Origin of the sequence: Propioniciclava sinopodophylli, assembly GCF_004324755.1 — a bacterium.
Classification (GTDB): Bacteria; Actinomycetota; Actinomycetes; order Propionibacteriales; family Propionibacteriaceae; genus Propioniciclava; species Propioniciclava sinopodophylli.
Window position 1 is genome coordinate 305695 of the sequence record NZ_SDMQ01000001.1, and the last position, 16080, is coordinate 321774.

Here is a 16080-nt window from a genome sequence, read left to right on the forward strand (position 1 = left end):
CCCGCAGGACCTCAGCCGCGGATCAGCCTGTCACCGCGCTCCGGCCTTCGTGACGACGGCGCGGAACGTCTTCCACAGGATCAGCAGGTCCAACGTGATGGACCAGTTCTCCACATAACGCAGATCGAGCCGGACGCCGTCCTCCCCGGGCAGGTCCGATCGCCCACTGATCTGCCACAGGCCCGTCAGCCCCGGCGTCACGAGCGCACGACGTGAGGCCTCGGCCGGCATCTGGGCCACCTCTTCAGCGAGGTGCGGCCGCGGGCCGACCAGCGACATGGAGCCGGCCAACACGTTGAAGAGCTGGGGCAGTTCGTCGATGGAGTAGTCGCGGATGAACTGCCCCAGGGGGGTCACCCGCGGGTCGTCGCGCAGCTTGAACAGCGCCCCGTGGCCCTCGTTGCGTGCCATCAGCGCTCCCTTGCGCGCTTCGGCATCCACCACCATGGATCGGAACTTCAACATCTCGAACGGCTTGCCGTCCCTCCCCACGCGCTTTTGACGGAAGAAGACCTGGCCACCATCCTGCAGCCGGATCGCCAATCCCACTCCCGCCATCAACGGCGCGAGCGCGATCAGCCCCAGTGCGGTCAGGACGACGTCCAACGTCCTCTTGACCGCATGGCGCCACCCCGTGAAGCGGGGCTGCTGGAGCACCAACAGGGGCATTCCCACCAGCGGCCTGATGTCGAGGCGGGGGCCCACAACCTCGGCGAGTCCGGGCGCGACCAGCATTTCCACCTCCGCCCCCTCTAGCGACCACGCGAGGCGCCTCAGGTAGTCCTCGCGCAGGCATTCGCCACCGGCCACGGCCACGGCCTCGAATCCGCCCTGGTCCACCACTGCACGCACCTGCTCCAAGTCACCGGCTACCGGGATGTCCAGACCCGCAGGACCTTCACCGCCCGGCAGGCAGGCCGCCCGGATCTCCATCCCGCAGTGGGGTTCCCGCGCGACCGCCTTCTGCAGGGCGGCCACCGCGTCCGCAGGCCCTACGACCAGCGTCCGGCGAGACCCAATGCCGCGCTCCTGCAGACGATGCAACATTCGTCGTGAGACGAGACGTGCGCCCACGGACAACACCACGCACAACGGAACGGTGAGCGCCGTGATCGTCAGCAGGTGTACCTCACCGATCACCGCCGCCGGATACGCGCCGAGGACCACCATGGCGGGCCCGGCGCGCAGCACCGCGCGCAGCTCGCTCCCACCCAGCCCGATCCGCCGGCGACGGTAGCCACCGGCCGCTCCGACGAGGACAGGCCACATCGCGGCCGCAAGAGCGGCCAGCCGGGAGGGCACCATGTCGCCTGGCAGGACGAGAGCATCGATGACCGCCGCCAACCCGAACGCTGCCAGCCCCAGGCCCAGGTCGGCGAGCGCCAGCCACGCCACGTAGCTGCGGCTGACCGAAGCGAATGTCCTCTGCGCCTGCCGCGAGCGAGCGGCTGGCAGCCGCAGCCCCAGGTCCGCTGGCCTCACCGGGCGGACTTCGTTGTTCCATGTCGTCACGGATCGACCTCCTCTGTTCGCGCACCGATGGTCATCCCTGGCAGCGATCGGTGCGCGACGGGGGGGTGCCGCCAGTGGGGTCGAGGGGATCACGAGGCGCAAATCGGCGTGCCAAAGGCTTGCCGTACCGCGATCCCCCGATCATGCGTCCTTCCGGACGATGATATGGATTGTGCTCGGGCTGGAAACATGGGACAAGGGGGACCACTCCTCCCCACGGGCTCGGATGGAAACACCTCCCCGGAGCAAACGCAGTGACCCCCGCCACCACCCCCTCGAGGCACGCGTGTGGGTCTGGTGACCCCCGCCACCACTCCCTCCGCCGACAGCCCCGGGTTTGCCTGCCGACAGCCCCGGGTTTGCCTGCCGACAGCCCCCGGTTTGCCTGCCGACAGCCCCCGGTTTACCTGCCGACAGCCCCCGGTTTGCCTGCCGACAGCCCCGTTCTGTGCGCAGACACCCCCCAGCTGGGGGCTCTCGGCGCACGAGGCCGGGGCTGTCGGCGGTCAGCTGCGCTCCTCGCCGCAGTCGAGGCCGGCCGCCTAGTAGGCGCGTCGGCGCTCACCGCAGTCGGGGTTGACCTCCACGATGCCGAGGGCCTGCAGGCGCGCGACCATGGCGTCCCCGCGGCTCTTGTCCGCGAGGAAGCGGTGCCACCGGCGCACGCGTCCCTCCGATCCGGCCATGTCCCAGCGTGCGCCGCGCGGGGCGGCCGGGTCAACGCCCGACGTGGCAGGCTTGACCCATGGCTGCCATCGACCTCAACGCCGACCTCGGTGAGGCGCTGGGCGACGACGACGCCATGCTCGGCATCGCCACGAGCGCGCACGACTCCTGCGTGGTGCACGCGGGCGCCCCTCTGACCTCGCCACGGACGGTCGCCACCACAGCCGCGCGTGGCGTGTCAGTCGGGGCCCATCCCAGTGACGACGACCGCGAGCACTTCGGCCGCCGCTCCCTCGACGTCCCGCCCGACCGGCTCACCGCCGAGGTACTCCACCAACTCGGCGCGCTGCAGGCCCACGCGCTGGCGTCCGGCACCCGCGTCGCTTACGTGAAGCCGCACGGCGCCCTGTACAACGTGATCGTGCCCGACAAGGCGCAGGCCGCGGTGGTGGCGGCAGTGGCGGTGTTCTCCCCCGGCCTCCCGGTGCTCGGGCTGCCAGGTTCGCTCGTCTTCCGCCTGGCCGCGGACGCCGGCCTCCGCCCCGTCGCCGAAGCGTTCGCCGACCGCGCCTCCACCGCCGACGGCACGCTCGCAGCGCGTTCCCAGCCCGGATCAGTGCTCCACGACCCGGACGCCGCGGTCGGCCAGGCCCTCTCCATCGCCACCCAGGGCTGGGCGCGCACGGTCGACGCCGGCGTGACCCTCGCCCCCTTCGCGCCATGACCTGGCGGCTGCTGCCGGCCGGGGAACGCGGCGTGCTGGCCGAGCTCGACGACCTGGACGCCGTCCTCACCCTCGACGCGACGCTGACCACGCTCGCCGCCGGCGGGGACCCGCCGTGGCACGCCGTCGAGGACCGCGTCCCCGCGGCCCGCACGCTGCTGCTCACCGTCCGCGACCCGCGCGATCTCGGCGCGGTCACGGACGCGCTCGGGAACGTCCTAGCAGCCCTCGGTGTGCACTTCGAGGCGGCGATCCGCCCGCTGGGGCGTCCGAAACGCCGCCTCGAACCGCACACTGGGGCGGAGGTGGTCGAACTCGCCGTCCACTACGACGGCCCTGACCTGGCCGAGGTGGCCCGGCTGTGCGGGCTCAGCGCAGACGAGGTGGTCGCCGCCCACACCGGACGCCTCTGGCGCGTGGGGTTCGCCGGGTTCGCCCCCGGCTTCGCGTACCTCGTCGACGGCGACCCCCGCCTGCGCACCCCGCGCCGCACCGAGCCGCGCACGGCCGTGCCCGCCGGATCCGTCGGCCTGGCCGGAGCGTTCTCCGGGATCTACCCACGCAGCTCACCCGGCGGCTGGCAGCTGATCGGGCGCACGGACGCCGCCCTGTTCGACGTCGACCGCGACCCCCCTGCTCTTCTGCGGCCCGGTGCATGGGTCCGCTTCGTGGCCGCGCCGTGAGGACGCTCACCGTCCTGGCCCCGGGAACGTTCGCCTCCCTGCAGGATGCCGGACGCCCCGGCTGGGCCCACGTCGGCGTGGGCCACTCGGGCGCCGCCGACCGCGGGGCGCACCACCTCGCCAACCGGCTCGTCGGCAACCCCACGGATTCCGCGACCATCGAGTGCCTCCTCGGCGGCCTGACCGCCCGCGCGGAAGCCGACGTGGTCGTCGCCGTCACCGGCGCACCCTGCCCCGTCAGGGTCAACGGGCGAGACGCCGACCACCACGCCCCCCTCTACCTCCGTGGCGGGGACGAGTTGAGTCTGGGCCTCCCGGAGGCGGGGCTGCGGTGCTACGTCGCGGCGTCGGGCGGGTTCGAGGTCGACCCCGTCCTCGGCTCACGCTCGTGGGACTCGCTGGCGGGCCTCGGACCCGCTCCCCTGCGGGCCGGCGCCGTCCTGCCGCTCGGCGGGGCGGCCGCCGACGGGGCGCGCGTCGACCACGCGCCCGTGCTCCTGCCCACCCTCGAGACGCTGACGGTCACGGTCACCCCGGGCCCCCGCGAGGACTGGGTGGCGGACGGCCTGGCCGCCCTGGGCGAGCGCACCTGGGTGGTGTCGACGCACTCCGATCGCGTGGGCGTCCGCCTCGACGGCGTGCCGCTGTTGCGCGCAGCCGCTTTCGCGGACGCCGAACTCCCCAGCGAGGGCGTCGTCCGGGGCGCGGTACAAGTGCCCGCGGGCGGGCTACCGGTGGTGTTCGGCAGCGATCACCCCGTGACCGGGGGCTACCCGGTCGTGGGGGTCGTCACCGACGCGGACGCAGACCGGCTGGCCCAGGCACGCCCGGGCCAGCAGGTGCGCTTCCGCGCGGCAGGGATCACTCCGCGTCGAGGTCCTTCTCGATGAGCGCTGCGATGGCCTCGACGGCTTCGGCGTTGTCGGAGGTCACGACGACCTCTGCGCCCCTCTCCGCACCCAGGGTCATGATCATGAGGCTGGACGCCGCGTCCACGCCCTCGTCGTCGTCCCCGCCGACCAGCGACAGGAGGATCTCGTCGTCGTAGGCCTCGGCGGCCTCGGCGATGATCGCGGCGGGGCGGGCGTGGAGGCCGACGGCCGAACCCACGACAACGGTCTTGCTGGCCATGTATTTCTCCTTTTGAATCGGTTGTTGCCGGCAGCCGTCAGGCGACGGCTGCCTTGTTCCGGGTACCGATGAACTGCTTCGCGGCGATGACGGCGGCCGCGCCGACGATCATGCCAGCGATGATGGCGATGATGAACCCCACGGGGTTGGTGATCGCGAAGGAAACGAAGATTCCGCCGTGCGGGGCGCGGCTGCCCACCCCCAGCGCCATGACCAGGGCGCCGGTGACGGCACCGCCGGCCATCATGGACGGGATGACGCGCAGCGGGTCGGCCGCGGCGAAGGGGATGGCCCCTTCGGAGATGAAGGCGGCCCCGAGCAGCCAGGCCGTCCGGCCGTTCTCGATCTCGGGCTCGGTGAACAGGCGCTTGCGGACGGTGGTGGCCAGCGCCATCGCCAGCGGCGGAACCATGCCCGCGGCCATCACGGCGGCCATGATCTGGAACGAGGCGTCGGTCTGGGCGGACAGGCCGGCCGTGGCGAACAGGTACGCCGCCTTGTTGACCGGGCCTCCCAGGTCGACGCACATCATCAGGCCGAGCACGACGCCGAGGAGGATCGCGGAGCCACCCGACATCCCGGTCAGGCCGTCGTAGAGGGACGTGGTCAGGGCCGCGAGGGGCTTGCCGAGCAGCATGTACATCAGGCCGCCGGTCAACAGCGTCGCGATCAGGGGGATGATCACCACCGGCATCAGGCCGGCCAACCAGCGCGGGGGCTTGAGCGCGGCGAGCCACATCGCGATGAGGCCGGCGACGAGACCCGTCACCAGGCCGCCGATGAAGCCCGCGCCGAGGGCGACGGAGATGGCGCCGCCGACGAAACCGGGCGCGATGCCGGGGCGTCCGGCCAGCGCGTAGGCGATGTAGCCCGACAGCGCCGGGACGAGGAAGCCGAACGCCGCGCCGCCGATCTTGAACATGATCGCGCCCAGCCAGATCAGCAGGCCCGCGTTCGGTCCGAGGGCCAGGGCCATGTCGGCGTTCGAGCCGTAGGTGGTGCAGGCGTCCGCACCTACGCCGGACGCCCACGCCGGCAGCGCGTCGCAGGTCGGGGCCAGCGCGATGTCGTAGCCGCCCAGGAGGAAGCCCAGGGCGATCAGCAGGCCGCCCGCGGCGACGAACGGGATCATGTAGGACACGCCCGTCATCAGCGCCTGCTGGATGCGCTTGCCCCACCCGAGCTGGGTACCCGACCCCTCGGACGACGCCGCACCCGGGGTGCCGGACACCCGCCGGGCGTTGGGGTTCGCCGAGGCGGCGACCGCCTCCTCGACCATCTTCTTCGGCTCGTTGATCGCACGCTTCACCCCCGACTCGATCACGGGCAGGCCGGCGAACCGCTCACGATCCTTGACGCCGACGTCGGTGGCGAAGATGACGGCGGCGGCCTGGGCGATCGTGGCGGCGGGCAGCGGCGTGACGCCGCCGGACCCCTGCGTCTCGATCTGGACGTCGTAACCGAGCTCCTGGCCTGCGGCGACCAGGGAGTCCGCCGCCATGTAGGTGTGCGCGATGCCGGTCGGGCAAGCGGTGACGCCCACGATCACCGGTCGCGTCACGTCGGCCCCGGACGCCGCGGCCGCGGCAGGTGCCGCCGCCGTCGCAGCGGCAGTGGCGGCCGGAACCTCCGCCGGCGCGGGGTTCAGGACGCCGTCGACCAACTGGACGATCTCGCCGGCGGTCCGTGCGGAGCGCAGCGCAGCGAGGAAGTCCTTCTTGACCAGCGCGCGGGCGAGCTTGGTCAGCAGCTTGAGGTGGTCGGCGTCGCCGTCCGCGGCCGCTGCGATCAGGAAGACGAGGTCGGCCGGGCCGTCCTTGGCGCCGAAGTCGACCGGGTTGGCGAGGCGGGCGAAGGCCAGGGACGCCTCCGAGACGGCCGCCGAGCGGCAGTGCGGTATGGCGAACCCACCGGGCAGGCCGGTTGCGGACTTGCCCTCGCGCTCCATGGCGTCGGCGGTCAGACCGGAGGCGTCGCCACGGCCGGCCGCCGCGACGAGACCGGCGAGGGAGGCGATGACGTCCGCCTTGGTGGAGCCGAGGTCGGCGTCGAGCGCGACCAGTTCTTCGATGATGAGGGGCACCGGCGTTCCTTTCAGGAGTTCGACAGGGAAGAGACGTAAGGATGGGTGAGGGGGAGGTCGGCGGGGGTCGGGAGGCTTGTGCCGGGGAGGGAGGCGGCGGCCGAGCCGTGGTTGACCGCGGAGGCGAGGCAGTCGGCCGGGGATCCCCCGGCGACGTCGGCGAGGATGAAGCCGGCGACCGAGGAGTCACCCGCGCCGACCGTGCTGCGCACCTCGATCCGCGGCGCTGTGGCGTGCCAGGCGCCCTCGGCGTTCACGAGGACGGCACCGGCTCCGCCCAGCGTGACCAGCACGTTCGCGATGCCCCGGTCGCGCAGGCGGGAAGCCGCTTCGACGATGTCGTGGAGGTCGCCCCGCACGGCGGCGTCCTCGAAGGCGGCGGCGTCACCGCCGGTCAGCTGGGCCAGTTCATCGGAGTTGGGCTTGATCAGGTCGAACGACGCCCCGGGCAGCGCGTCCAACACGGCATCGAGGGCGGCGTCCGAGGTGTCGACGGCGACCCGGCACCCGAGGGGCTTGAGGCGGGCCGTGAGCCGGGCGTACCAGTCCGTGGGGGCCCCGGGCGGCAGGGATCCGGACAGGGCGACCCACACTGCACCACGCGCGGCCTCCACGAGAAGGTCCGTGGCCACGGCCAGGTCGTCCACGGACAGGGTCGGCCCCGGCTCGTTGATCTTGGTCGTCGTGCCGTCGGGCTCGGTGATCGTGGTGTTGGTACGGGGGTGGCGGACGGTCGCCGGGGCGATGACCGTGAGGCCCGCCGGCAGGTCGGCGTCCAGCGACGAGCGGTACGCCTCGTCCGCGAACGGCAGGACCGCCTCCGTGGCGACGCCTCCCGCGGCGACCACCTTGGCCACGTTCACGCCCTTACCGGCCGCTTGGGCGGAGGCGGCGGTAGCGCGCTGGACCTCGCCGCGCGCCAGGGCGGAGCCGAGCGCGACCGTCCGGTCGATGCTGGGGTTCGCGGTGAAGGTGACCACGCGGAGGCCATGGTGCGCTGCGCTGCTGTCGGCCATGTCGTTTTCTCCCTCGTTGGAGTGTTGGCACTTTTATAGCGGCCCCAGCCGGACCAGCGCAAGGGTTTTACGTGGATTCATGTTGTTTTGTGTTGGAATCAGGCCACCTCGACCCGCATCCCCGCCGCGCGCAGCTCGGCCACGCTCGCCTCGGGCAGGCCGGAGTCGGTCACGACGGCGTCCACGTCCTCCAGGGAGGCGAACTGGACGAGGTGGTCGACCCCCAGCTTGGCGGAGTCGGTGAGCACGAACGCCTCGCGCGCGCTGGCGACCATCGCCCGTTTGACGGCAGCCTCACTCGGATCCGGGGTCGAGAAGCCGTGCGCGACCGAGAACCCGTTCGTGCCCAGGAAGGCGACGTCGACGCGGAGCCGCGCCAGCGTCTCCAGGGCCGGCGGCCCCACGACCGCCTGGGTGATCCCCCGCACCTGCCCCCCGAGGAGCCAGACCGAGCGCCCCTCCTGCTGGGAGAGGACAGCCGCCGCCGGGACCGAGTTCGTCACCACCAGGCCGACCCAGCTGGGCAGGAGCCCGCAGAGGCGGCCCGTCGTGGTGCCGGCGTCGACGAGGACGGTGAGCCCCTCACGGTGCGGGAGCAGCCCGATCGCCTTCTGGGCGATGGCGAGCTTCTCCTCGGGCGAGGACACCTCACGGGCGGTGACGGACGGCTCGCCCAGCAGCAGCTTGTCGGCCGGCACAGCGCCGCCATGGACCCTGCTCACGAGCCCTCGCCCAGCCAGCGAGTCCAGGTCGCGGCGGATCGTCTCGGGGGTGACGTCGTAGCGGGCGGCGAGGTCGGCGACCGAGACGCGCCCCAACTCGCGGGCGCGGGTCACGATCTCGTGCTGGCGCTCCTCGGCATACATGGGCACTCCTCGTGTCGACCGACGGTGACCAAAAGCCACACGTTCGGACATGTTCCCACCATGTGTATATCCATTTTGCGTTGACGCGGCAAGGGTGGCTTGGAAGAATCAGGGCACGTACCGCAGCACCTCACAGTGGAGGAACCCATGGAGCACCAGACCGTCCGCGGCACCGGCGTGGTCGCCGGTTACGCTTACGCCCCCGTCGCCTGGACGCGCCCGGCGCCCGTGCCCCCCGCGTCCGCGGCGGTCGTCGCCGAGGACGCCCGCGAGGCCGAGGTCGCGCGGTTCAAGGCCGCCGTCGAGACGGTCGCCACCCGCTTCGCTGACCGCGCCAGCGCGGCCACCGGTGTCGCCGCCGAGGTGCTCGGCGCCACCGCCGCCCTCGCCCGCGACCGCGGCTGGAGCCGCGCCGCCATCAGGCTGATCAACAGCGGCACCGCCGCCGAGGGGGCGACCACCGCCGCCATCGAGCAGTTCGTCGCCCAGTTCGAGAAGCTGGGCGGCCTGATGGCCGAGCGGACGACCGACCTGAAGGACATCCGCAACCGCGTCGTCGCCGAGCTCATGGGACTGCCCGAGCCGGGCGTCCCGCAGCCCACCTCGCCGGTCATCCTGTGCGCCGATGACCTCGCCCCCGCCGACACCGCCGGCCTCGACCCCGCGCTCGTCCGCGCGCTCGTCACCCGCCTCGGCGGCCCGACCAGTCACACCGCGATCATCGCGCGCCAGCTCGGTATCCCGTGCATCGTGGCGGCGTCCTCGCTCGACACCGTCCCCGAGGGCACGCAGGTGCTGGTCGACGGCACGTCCGGCATCATCACGCTCAACCCGGACCCCGCGTCCGCCCAGGCGCTCGTCGAGGAGGACGCCCGCCTGCGGGAGGAGATCCGCTCGTGGACCGGCCCGGCGAAGACGGCCGACGGTGTGGGCGTCCAGCTGCTGGCCAACGTGCAGGACGGCAAGGCCGCAGCCAAGGCGTCCGAGAGCGAGGCCGAGGGCGTGGGCTTGTTCCGCACCGAGCTGTGCTTCCTGTCCGCGCAGACCGAGCCGAGCGTGGAAGAGCAGGCGCGCATCTACGGCGAGGTTTTCAGCGCGTTCCGCGGCAAGAAGGTCGTCGTGCGCACGCTGGACGCCGGCTCCGACAAGCCGGTGCCGTTCGCGAACCACGAGCACGAGGAGAACCCGGCCCTGGGCGTCCGGGGCATTCGCCTTGGCTGGACGAACCCGGGTCTGGTGGAGCGGCAGCTGGACGCCATCCAGATGGCCGCCGAGGACAACGGCGTGAGCGAGGCCTGGGTGATGGCGCCGATGGTGGCGACCGTGGACGAGGCGTACGAGTTCGCGCAGAAGTGCCGCGCCCGCGACCTCAAGCCCGGGATCATGGTCGAGGTGCCGTCGGTGGCGCTGCTGGCCGACCAGTTCCTGGCCGAGGTCGACTTCTTCTCGATCGGCACGAACGACCTGACGCAGTACACGATGGCGGCCGACCGGATGTCCTCGCACCTGGCGATGCTGACCGACCCGTGGCAACCCGCCGTGCTGCGCCTGATCGCGCTGACCGCGCAGGCAGGTGAGCGCGCCGGCAAGCCCGTCGGCGTGTGCGGCGAGGCCGCTGCCGACCCGCTGCTCGCGTGCGTGCTGGTGGGCCTGGGCGTCACGTCGCTGTCGATGGCGACCAACGCCATCCCGGCCGTCGGCGTCCAGCTGGGCAAGGTCACGATCGACCAGTGCCGCGAGGCTGCCCTGCAGGTCGCGGCGTCCCGCAACAGCCGCGACGCCAAGGAGCTCGCGGCCGAACTGCTGGGCTGATCAGCGAGCGGTTCCCGTCCAGAGCGCTGGACGGGAACCGCTGCTGTTCGGGGATGGGTTCAGTCTCCTGTCAGCACGGACGGCTGTCGGTGGACCACCAGGTGACGTGCCGGGAGCCGCCGTAGAGGCTGGTTCCCTCGATGGCCACGGCCGTCCGCGCGCCGTAGAAGGTGTTGGGGATCGAGAAGTTGTAGGTGTGCAGGTTCACGATGGTGTTCCGTGGCAGGTCCCGCTTCGCGATCACCTTCAGGTTGCGGTAGTCGATCACCTCGACGCTGATATCGGGATGGTCCGGGATCGTCGTGAGCGCGATCGGCTGGATGTCGGACTTGCTCACCTTCCACGTCGTTCCAGCGGGCACCGGCCCGTTCGGCGCCTTGATCTGCAGCAGCAGCCCACGCCACGCGTTGCACGTGTGCCCAAGGACGGCTGACTTGTACGCCGGCGTCGGCGCCGGAGGCGGAGGCGGAGGAGGCGGGGGCGTCGTGGCCGGGGCGGGAAGAATCCACCCCACGATGCCGTCGGACGGGTTCCCCTCGCAGTCGGCCTGCAGGCTGTCGAAGTGGTCGCCCGCCTCGAAGCCGTCCGGGCGTGACGCCAGCCGGCAACGGTACAGCGGCACGGAATCGGTGGTCGGGCCGGTCAGGACGTGGCCCAGGACGCCGAGGTTGACGCCTGCACCTTCACAGCCGGGGTCCCGGGAGCTCATCTCGTTCCAGCCGTAGAGGAAGCATCGGTAGAGCGGGGCGCTGCCGGGCACCTGGGTCGGGTAGGCCCTTCCGAGGTCCTTCTCCATGCGCCAGCTGAGCTGGCCGTTGTGGTGCGGAGGCGTTCCGTTCAGCGTCCGCTTGTCGGGCTTGGGCTGCTTGCTGAGCAGCGCCCAGCGCTCGAGCTTGGCGGTGGCACCCGCGGGCGCGGCCTGGGTCGGGTCGGGCGGCAACGGGGGCGGCGGAGGCGGAGGCGGCGGAGGCGGTGGGGGGACGGGCGTGGGGGTCGGATCCGGATCGGGCGGCGGCGGCGGTTCGGGCGGGCACGAGTCGTCGATCATCCGCTGGGGGATGCAGCCGAAGATGGGTGGGGGCCGGCGGCCGATCTCGGTGGCCATGGCGGCCGAGGTTCCCAACGTCGGGACGACGAGGGCGGCGACCAACAGGGCCACGGCCTGGCTTCGGGTGGGGGTGGGCATGAGTCCTCCTGAGGGTGTCAGGCGTGCCGGTGCGACACGTGCTCCGATCCTGTCGCGCCGGGGGCACCGGCCGCGTCGGAGCACCCCGGTATCCGCTCGGCCTGCCGGGGGCCCCTGCGGCATCATCCCGGTGCGGTACGCAGCCCTACCCGACGAGGGGTCCCGGCGCTACCCTCGGGGGAGGATGCCCCCGGGGCCCGGCCCGGGCAGGGTGAGGGGTATCTGCACCACCCCCACGAGAGGACCCGCCATGACCCAACGGCCCGTGGTCACCATCGAGCAGGACGACATGGTCGTCGCCACCGGACGCCTCGAGCTGCCGGACACCATCATCCACACCGGGACGGAGCGCCTCACCGCGCCCCTCACGGTGCGGTTCGAGGACGGCTGCCGGTTCGACGTGATCGACGTCCAGCACTCGGTGCACCCGCCCCTGATCACGGCGCTCCTGCTACCCCCGGGCAGCGCGGACGTACCGGACCCCGACCCGGGACCCTTCTGGGACGCCGACGAGGGCGACGTCGTCCGGCCGGACCCGGCCCACAAGCCTCTGTGGTGCTTCCTGCTGCCCCGGCTCCCCTACTGCTGACGCCGTGGCTGCCGGCTCGGCGACCACACCCCCGACGACCGGCCGGCCCCGTCGGGTGACGCCCACCGTCGTGGCCACCCTCGCCTGCGCGGCGCAACTGGCGGCGTGGGGAGGCGCGCCGCTGACCCGCTGGGGTGACACCCTGCCGTGGGAGGCGGTCGTGGCCGTGACGGTCGTCGGGTTCCTCCCCTTGGCCGCCCTTCCGGAACGCCCCCGCATCGGCTTCCTCGGGGTGTGGGTGGTGGGGTGCTGGTGCCTGCTCGTACCGACCTACGATCCCAACGCCGGCCTGCTGCTGGGGCTGTTCCGGGTGGCGCGTACCCAGAGCCGCGCCGCCACCGCCGTCGCGGCTGCTGCCGCTCTCGTCCCCGTCACGGTCTCGTCGGTCAGCACCGCCGCGTTCGTCACCGGCCGCCCCGGCGGCGACCCGGGGGCCGTCGCTTTCATCTTCGGCGTGTGGGTGGTCGTCTACGCGCTGGTCGTCGCCCTGGCGCTGCGGCTGCGCCGGGGCGCCGATCAGGTCGACCGGCTGTCAGCCGAGCTCGCGGCATCCGAGGAGCAGGCGCGCGCCCGCGAGCGGACCCGCATCGCGCGGGAACTGCACGACACCGTCGCGCACTCCCTGTCGGGCATCGCCCTGCAGGCCGCCGGCGCTCGCACCGTGCTCGCCGCGCAACGACCCACCGACCCCCTCGCCGGCGCCCTGACCAGCATCGAGGACGCAGCCTCCCAGGGCATGCGCGAACTGCACCGCCTGCTGGGACTCATCACGGGACCGGGCGACGACGCCGATCCCGGACTGCGTCGCTGGACCGAGGTACCCGCGTTGGTCGCGCTGGCCCAGGACGCCGGCGTCCGCGTCACCTTCGTCGAAACGGGAGCCCGACGCACGCTCGATCCCAGCGTCGAGCACACCGCATTCCGCGTCGTCCAGGAGTGCCTGACGAACGCGATGAAGCACGCCGGGCACGGCGGAAGCGCCGCGGTCGACGTCGCGTGGTCGGCGCCGGCCCTGACCATCGAGGTGAGCACCCGCACCGGCCCCGTCCGCCCGCACGCACTGCCCGGCGGACACGGGCTGAGCGGCCTGGCCGAGCGCGTCAGCACCGTCGGTGGCACCCTCGCTGCCGGACCCACCGCCGACGGGTTCCGCACCCGCGCCCGGCTCCCCCTCGACCCCGCAGGAGGCACCCGATGACCGTCACCGTCGTCCTGGCAGACGACCAGCCCATGGTGCGCGCCGGCGTCCGCATGTTGTTGAGCGTCGACCCGGCGATTCAGGTGGTCGGCGAGGCGTCCGACGGGCACGAGGCGATCGCGGCCGTCGAGCGACTGCGTCCCGACGTCATCGTCATGGACCTGCGGATGCCAGGCACGGACGGAGCCGAGGCCACCCGGCGCATCGTCGCCGAGCAGGAACACACCCCGGACGCCCTCACGCGTGTGCTGGTGCTGACCACCTTCGACGAGGACGCCGACGTCTACGCGGCGCTTCGGGCGGGGGCGAGTGGGTTCCTGCTGAAACACGCCTCGGCGGACGTGCTGGCGACGGCGATCCGGCGGGTGGCCGAGGGCGAGTCGTGGCTCGACCCGGCGGTGGTGGGCCGGGTGATCCGGGCGCTGCGGCTGCCGCCCGGGCCCGACGGGGCGGCGGTGGCCGCGGTGCTGACGCCTCGCGAAAGGGAAGTGCTCACGTTGGTGGCCGAGGGCTTGTCGAACGCCGAGCTCTGCGACCGGCTGTTCCTGAGCGAGGCGACGGTGAAGACCCACGTGGCCCGGGTGCTGATGAAGACCGGGTCCCGCGATCGGGCCGCCGCCGTGGCCTTGGCCTACCGCAGCGGGTTCGTCCGGCCGCCGGCCTAGAGAGATCCGCGACCGCAACCGCTGGGCCACACGGCCACCCGTCCGCCACACGGCCAGCGTTGGGCCACGCGGCCAGCGTTGGGCCGATGGCCCCGTGCGGGAACGATAGCCCGGTGCGGGAAGGATGGCCCGGTGCGGCGAAAACGGGCGCCCCACGTGATGTGGGGCGCCCGTTGGGTTGGGCGGTCAGGGCTCGACGGTGACCTTGATGGCCTCGCCCCTGGCCACGATGTCGAACGCCTCGAGGGCGTTCTCCAGCGGGACGTGACGGGTGATGAGGTCCTTGACCGGGATCGCCCCGGAGGCGATGTACTCCAGGGCCGCCTTGTGGTGGGCCGGGGCCGACCCGTTGGCGCCGTGGATGTGCAACTGCCGGTAGTGCACCAGGTTCGAGTCGCACTCGATCATCGGGTTGGTCTTCGGCAGGCCGCCGAAGAACGAGATCCGACCGTTGCGGGCCGCCATGTTGATGGCCTGCTCCTGATTGATGTTGGCCGGGGTCGCGGTGATGATCACGTCGGCGCCACGGCCGTCGGTGAGCCGCATGACCTCCTCCACCACGTTGACCGACGACGCATCGATCGTCAGGTCCGGGTTCACGGCCTCCGCCGACATCTTCAGCCGCTCGGCGTTGATGTCGACGAGCACGATCCTGCTGGCCTTGTGGACCCCCCGGGCGATGCGGATGTGCATGCACCCGATCGGCCCGGCGCCGAAGACGACGACGAAGTCGCCCTCCTCGATGCCGAGCTGCTCCTGGGCGTTGATCGCGCAGGCGAACGGCTCCACGGCGGACGCCTCGTCGTACCCCACGCCGTCCGGGATGCGGTTCAACCCGTCGACCTTGAGCACCTCCTTGGGCACGATCATGTACTCGGCGAAGCCGCCGTCGTACTGGTAGCCCACCGAGGTCTGGTTGGCGCAGACCTCCATCCAACCCTTCTTGCACTCGTGGCAGTCACCGCACGGGACGGCCGCGATCACCTGGACACGGTCGCCGACGGCGAAGCCGCCCAGGGCGTCCGCCCCGACCTCGACGACCTCGCCGGCGATCTCGTGGCCCATGGTGGTCACGCGGGTGATGTTGACGTGGCCGTTGTTGCGGATCTTGACGTCGGTGCCGCAGGTCGAGCAGTTCTTGACCTTGATCTTGACCTCCTCGGGCCCACAGGTGGGCTCGGGGACGTCCTCCAGCCGGACATCGCCGGGCGCATGGAAACGCAGGGCCTTCATCGACTTCACTCCTCTTCCGGTGCCAGCAGGTCCAGCACCTCGTCAACACTGGTGGTCGTCCGCAGCCGCTCGGCCTTGGACTTGTCGGCGAGCACTGTGGCGAGGGCGCTCAGGATGCCCACGTGCTCGTCGGAGTTGGACGCGATCGGGATCGCCACGTACGCAGTCTTGCCGTTCCAGTCGACGCCGCCGGGGAATTGCAGGAATCCGAGCGCCGCCTTGCGGATGTGGCCGCGCGACTCGTTGGTGCCGTGCGGGATCGCCACGCCGTTGCCCATGAACGTCGACACCTGGTGCTCACGCTCGAGCATGCCGGCGATGTAACCCTCCTCGGCCGCACCGATGGCGACCAGCGTCTGGCCGGCCAGCCGGATGGCCTCCTCCTTGTTGGACGCGCTCAGGCCCAGGCGCACGGCCTCGCGCGGCAGCACGTTCGGGTCAAGCTTCTTAGTGCGCTCCTTCGGGGCGGACGCCGCGGGTGCGGCGGCGGCTGCCGGAGCGGACCCGCTGTTGGCCAGCTTGACCGCTTCCACGACGTCGTCGTAGACGGGGCTGCCCATGAAGTTGTCGACCGTGAACATCGTCGCGGACGGCACCACTGGGGACGAGTCTGCGCCAATACAAAAACGGAGTCAAGAGGCATCGCCACTTTTTGTGTGGGTTTGTGTTGGGTTGTCGCGCCAAGGTGCAGCGGAGCCCGCACCCCGAACGGGAAT

The 16080-nt window shown here is 72.0% G+C and carries 16 protein-coding genes; 7 read left to right on the top strand and 9 right to left on the bottom strand.

The annotated features are described in order from the left end of the window. Positions 1 to 30 precede the first annotated feature (30 nt). Complete coding sequence (locus ET989_RS01500) at positions 31 to 1512, bottom strand: sugar transferase (protein ID WP_165489973.1); 1482 nt, start codon at positions 1510 to 1512, stop codon at positions 31 to 33. Between the two features lie 542 nt (positions 1513 to 2054). Continuing rightward, complete coding sequence (locus ET989_RS14730; protein WP_165489974.1) at positions 2055 to 2198, bottom strand: hypothetical protein; 144 nt, start codon at positions 2196 to 2198, stop codon at positions 2055 to 2057. Between the two features lie 59 nt (positions 2199 to 2257). Here ET989_RS14730 and ET989_RS01505 point away from each other — a divergent pair, with 59 nt between their 5' ends. From ET989_RS01505 to ET989_RS01515, 3 genes are read left to right on the top strand one after another with little or no spacing between them, the layout of a single operon-like run. Then, positions 2258 to 2902 carry a 5-oxoprolinase subunit PxpA gene (locus tag ET989_RS01505; protein ID WP_131166778.1) on the top strand — a complete coding sequence of 215 codons (645 nt, stop codon included), beginning with the start codon at positions 2258 to 2260 and terminating at the stop codon, positions 2900 to 2902. Further along, positions 2899 to 3585 (top strand): 5-oxoprolinase subunit B family protein, encoded by a 687-nt coding sequence (locus tag ET989_RS01510; protein WP_131166779.1) that lies wholly within the window; start codon positions 2899 to 2901, stop codon positions 3583 to 3585. The genes ET989_RS01505 and ET989_RS01510 overlap by 4 nt, the downstream gene beginning before the upstream one ends. After that, positions 3582 to 4475, top strand: coding sequence for a 5-oxoprolinase subunit C family protein (locus ET989_RS01515; RefSeq protein ID WP_241656161.1), 894 nt, complete (start codon positions 3582 to 3584; stop codon positions 4473 to 4475). Before ET989_RS01510 ends, ET989_RS01515 begins: the two co-directional genes overlap by 4 nt. On the opposite strand, the gene ET989_RS01520 is transcribed toward ET989_RS01515, so the two are convergent. From ET989_RS01520 to ET989_RS01535, 4 genes are all read right to left on the bottom strand, one after another. Continuing rightward, positions 4447 to 4716, bottom strand: a complete 270-nt coding sequence (locus ET989_RS01520; RefSeq protein WP_131166781.1) for an HPr family phosphocarrier protein — start codon at positions 4714 to 4716, stop codon at positions 4447 to 4449. The two genes, ET989_RS01515 and ET989_RS01520, sit on opposite strands and share 29 nt — an antisense overlap. Positions 4717 to 4753: 37 nt before the next feature. Next, the gene (locus tag ET989_RS01525) at positions 4754 to 6799 is read right to left on the bottom strand and encodes a PTS fructose transporter subunit IIABC (protein ID WP_131166782.1); all 2046 of its coding nucleotides are present in this window, start codon (positions 6797 to 6799) and stop codon (positions 4754 to 4756) included. An 11-nt stretch (positions 6800 to 6810) separates the two neighbouring features. Beyond that, the gene (locus tag ET989_RS01530) at positions 6811 to 7815 is read right to left on the bottom strand and encodes a 1-phosphofructokinase family hexose kinase (RefSeq protein ID WP_131166783.1); all 1005 of its coding nucleotides are present in this window, start codon (positions 7813 to 7815) and stop codon (positions 6811 to 6813) included. 98 nt (positions 7816 to 7913) lie between these two features. Beyond that, entirely contained in the window at positions 7914 to 8681 is a 768-nt protein-coding gene (locus tag ET989_RS01535; RefSeq protein WP_131166784.1) for a DeoR/GlpR family DNA-binding transcription regulator, read from the bottom strand. A 147-nt stretch (positions 8682 to 8828) separates the two neighbouring features. Between ET989_RS01535 and ptsP the strand changes: the two genes are divergently transcribed. Further along, positions 8829 to 10493, top strand: a complete 1665-nt coding sequence (gene ptsP / locus ET989_RS01540) for a phosphoenolpyruvate--protein phosphotransferase (RefSeq protein ID WP_131166785.1) — start codon at positions 8829 to 8831, stop codon at positions 10491 to 10493. 70 nt (positions 10494 to 10563) lie between these two features. Here the strand turns inward: ptsP and ET989_RS14735 are convergent, their stop codons facing one another. Further along, the gene (locus tag ET989_RS14735; protein ID WP_180320746.1) at positions 10564 to 11679 is read right to left on the bottom strand and encodes a hypothetical protein; all 1116 of its coding nucleotides are present in this window, start codon (positions 11677 to 11679) and stop codon (positions 10564 to 10566) included. 250 nt (positions 11680 to 11929) lie between these two features. Here ET989_RS14735 and ET989_RS01550 point away from each other — a divergent pair, with 250 nt between their 5' ends. The 3 genes from ET989_RS01550 to ET989_RS01560 are packed head-to-tail and all read left to right on the top strand — an operon-like array spanning position 11930 to position 14131. After that, complete coding sequence (locus ET989_RS01550) at positions 11930 to 12268, top strand: hypothetical protein (protein WP_131166786.1); 339 nt, start codon at positions 11930 to 11932, stop codon at positions 12266 to 12268. Between the two features lie 4 nt (positions 12269 to 12272). Further along, positions 12273 to 13466, top strand: coding sequence for a sensor histidine kinase (locus tag ET989_RS01555; protein WP_131166787.1), 1194 nt, complete (start codon positions 12273 to 12275; stop codon positions 13464 to 13466). Beyond that, positions 13463 to 14131 (top strand): response regulator, encoded by a 669-nt coding sequence (locus ET989_RS01560; protein ID WP_131166788.1) that lies wholly within the window; start codon positions 13463 to 13465, stop codon positions 14129 to 14131. Before ET989_RS01555 ends, ET989_RS01560 begins: the two co-directional genes overlap by 4 nt. A 186-nt stretch (positions 14132 to 14317) precedes the next feature. Here the strand turns inward: ET989_RS01560 and ET989_RS01565 are convergent, their stop codons facing one another. Beyond that, complete coding sequence (locus tag ET989_RS01565; RefSeq protein WP_131166789.1) at positions 14318 to 15364, bottom strand: zinc-dependent dehydrogenase; 1047 nt, start codon at positions 15362 to 15364, stop codon at positions 14318 to 14320. A gap of 5 nt (positions 15365 to 15369) precedes the next feature. Continuing rightward, entirely contained in the window at positions 15370 to 15960 is a 591-nt protein-coding gene (locus tag ET989_RS01570) for a PTS mannitol transporter subunit IIA (RefSeq protein WP_241656162.1), read from the bottom strand. Positions 15961 to 16080 lie beyond the last annotated feature (120 nt).

Excerpts from the sequence above, each read along its gene's own strand:
- ET989_RS14730 (WP_165489974.1), bottom strand. The coding sequence starts at position 2,198 with ATGGCCGGATCGGAGGGACGCGTGCGCCGGTGGCACCGCTTCCTCGCG.
- ET989_RS01505 (WP_131166778.1), top strand. The coding sequence starts at position 2,258 with ATGGCTGCCATCGACCTCAACGCCGACCTCGGTGAGGCGCTGGGCGAC.
- ET989_RS01510 (WP_131166779.1), top strand. The coding sequence starts at position 2,899 with ATGACCTGGCGGCTGCTGCCGGCCGGGGAACGCGGCGTGCTGGCCGAG.
- ET989_RS01520 (WP_131166781.1), bottom strand. The coding sequence starts at position 4,716 with ATGGCCAGCAAGACCGTTGTCGTGGGTTCGGCCGTCGGCCTCCACGCC.
- ET989_RS01530 (WP_131166783.1), bottom strand. The coding sequence starts at position 7,815 with ATGGCCGACAGCAGCGCAGCGCACCATGGCCTCCGCGTGGTCACCTTC.
- ET989_RS01535 (WP_131166784.1), bottom strand. The coding sequence starts at position 8,681 with ATGTATGCCGAGGAGCGCCAGCACGAGATCGTGACCCGCGCCCGCGAG.
- ptsP (WP_131166785.1), top strand. The coding sequence starts at position 8,829 with ATGGAGCACCAGACCGTCCGCGGCACCGGCGTGGTCGCCGGTTACGCT.
- ET989_RS14735 (WP_180320746.1), bottom strand. The coding sequence starts at position 11,679 with ATGCCCACCCCCACCCGAAGCCAGGCCGTGGCCCTGTTGGTCGCCGCC.
- ET989_RS01550 (WP_131166786.1), top strand. The coding sequence starts at position 11,930 with ATGACCCAACGGCCCGTGGTCACCATCGAGCAGGACGACATGGTCGTC.
- ET989_RS01560 (WP_131166788.1), top strand. The coding sequence starts at position 13,463 with ATGACCGTCACCGTCGTCCTGGCAGACGACCAGCCCATGGTGCGCGCC.
- ET989_RS01565 (WP_131166789.1), bottom strand. The coding sequence starts at position 15,364 with ATGAAGGCCCTGCGTTTCCATGCGCCCGGCGATGTCCGGCTGGAGGAC.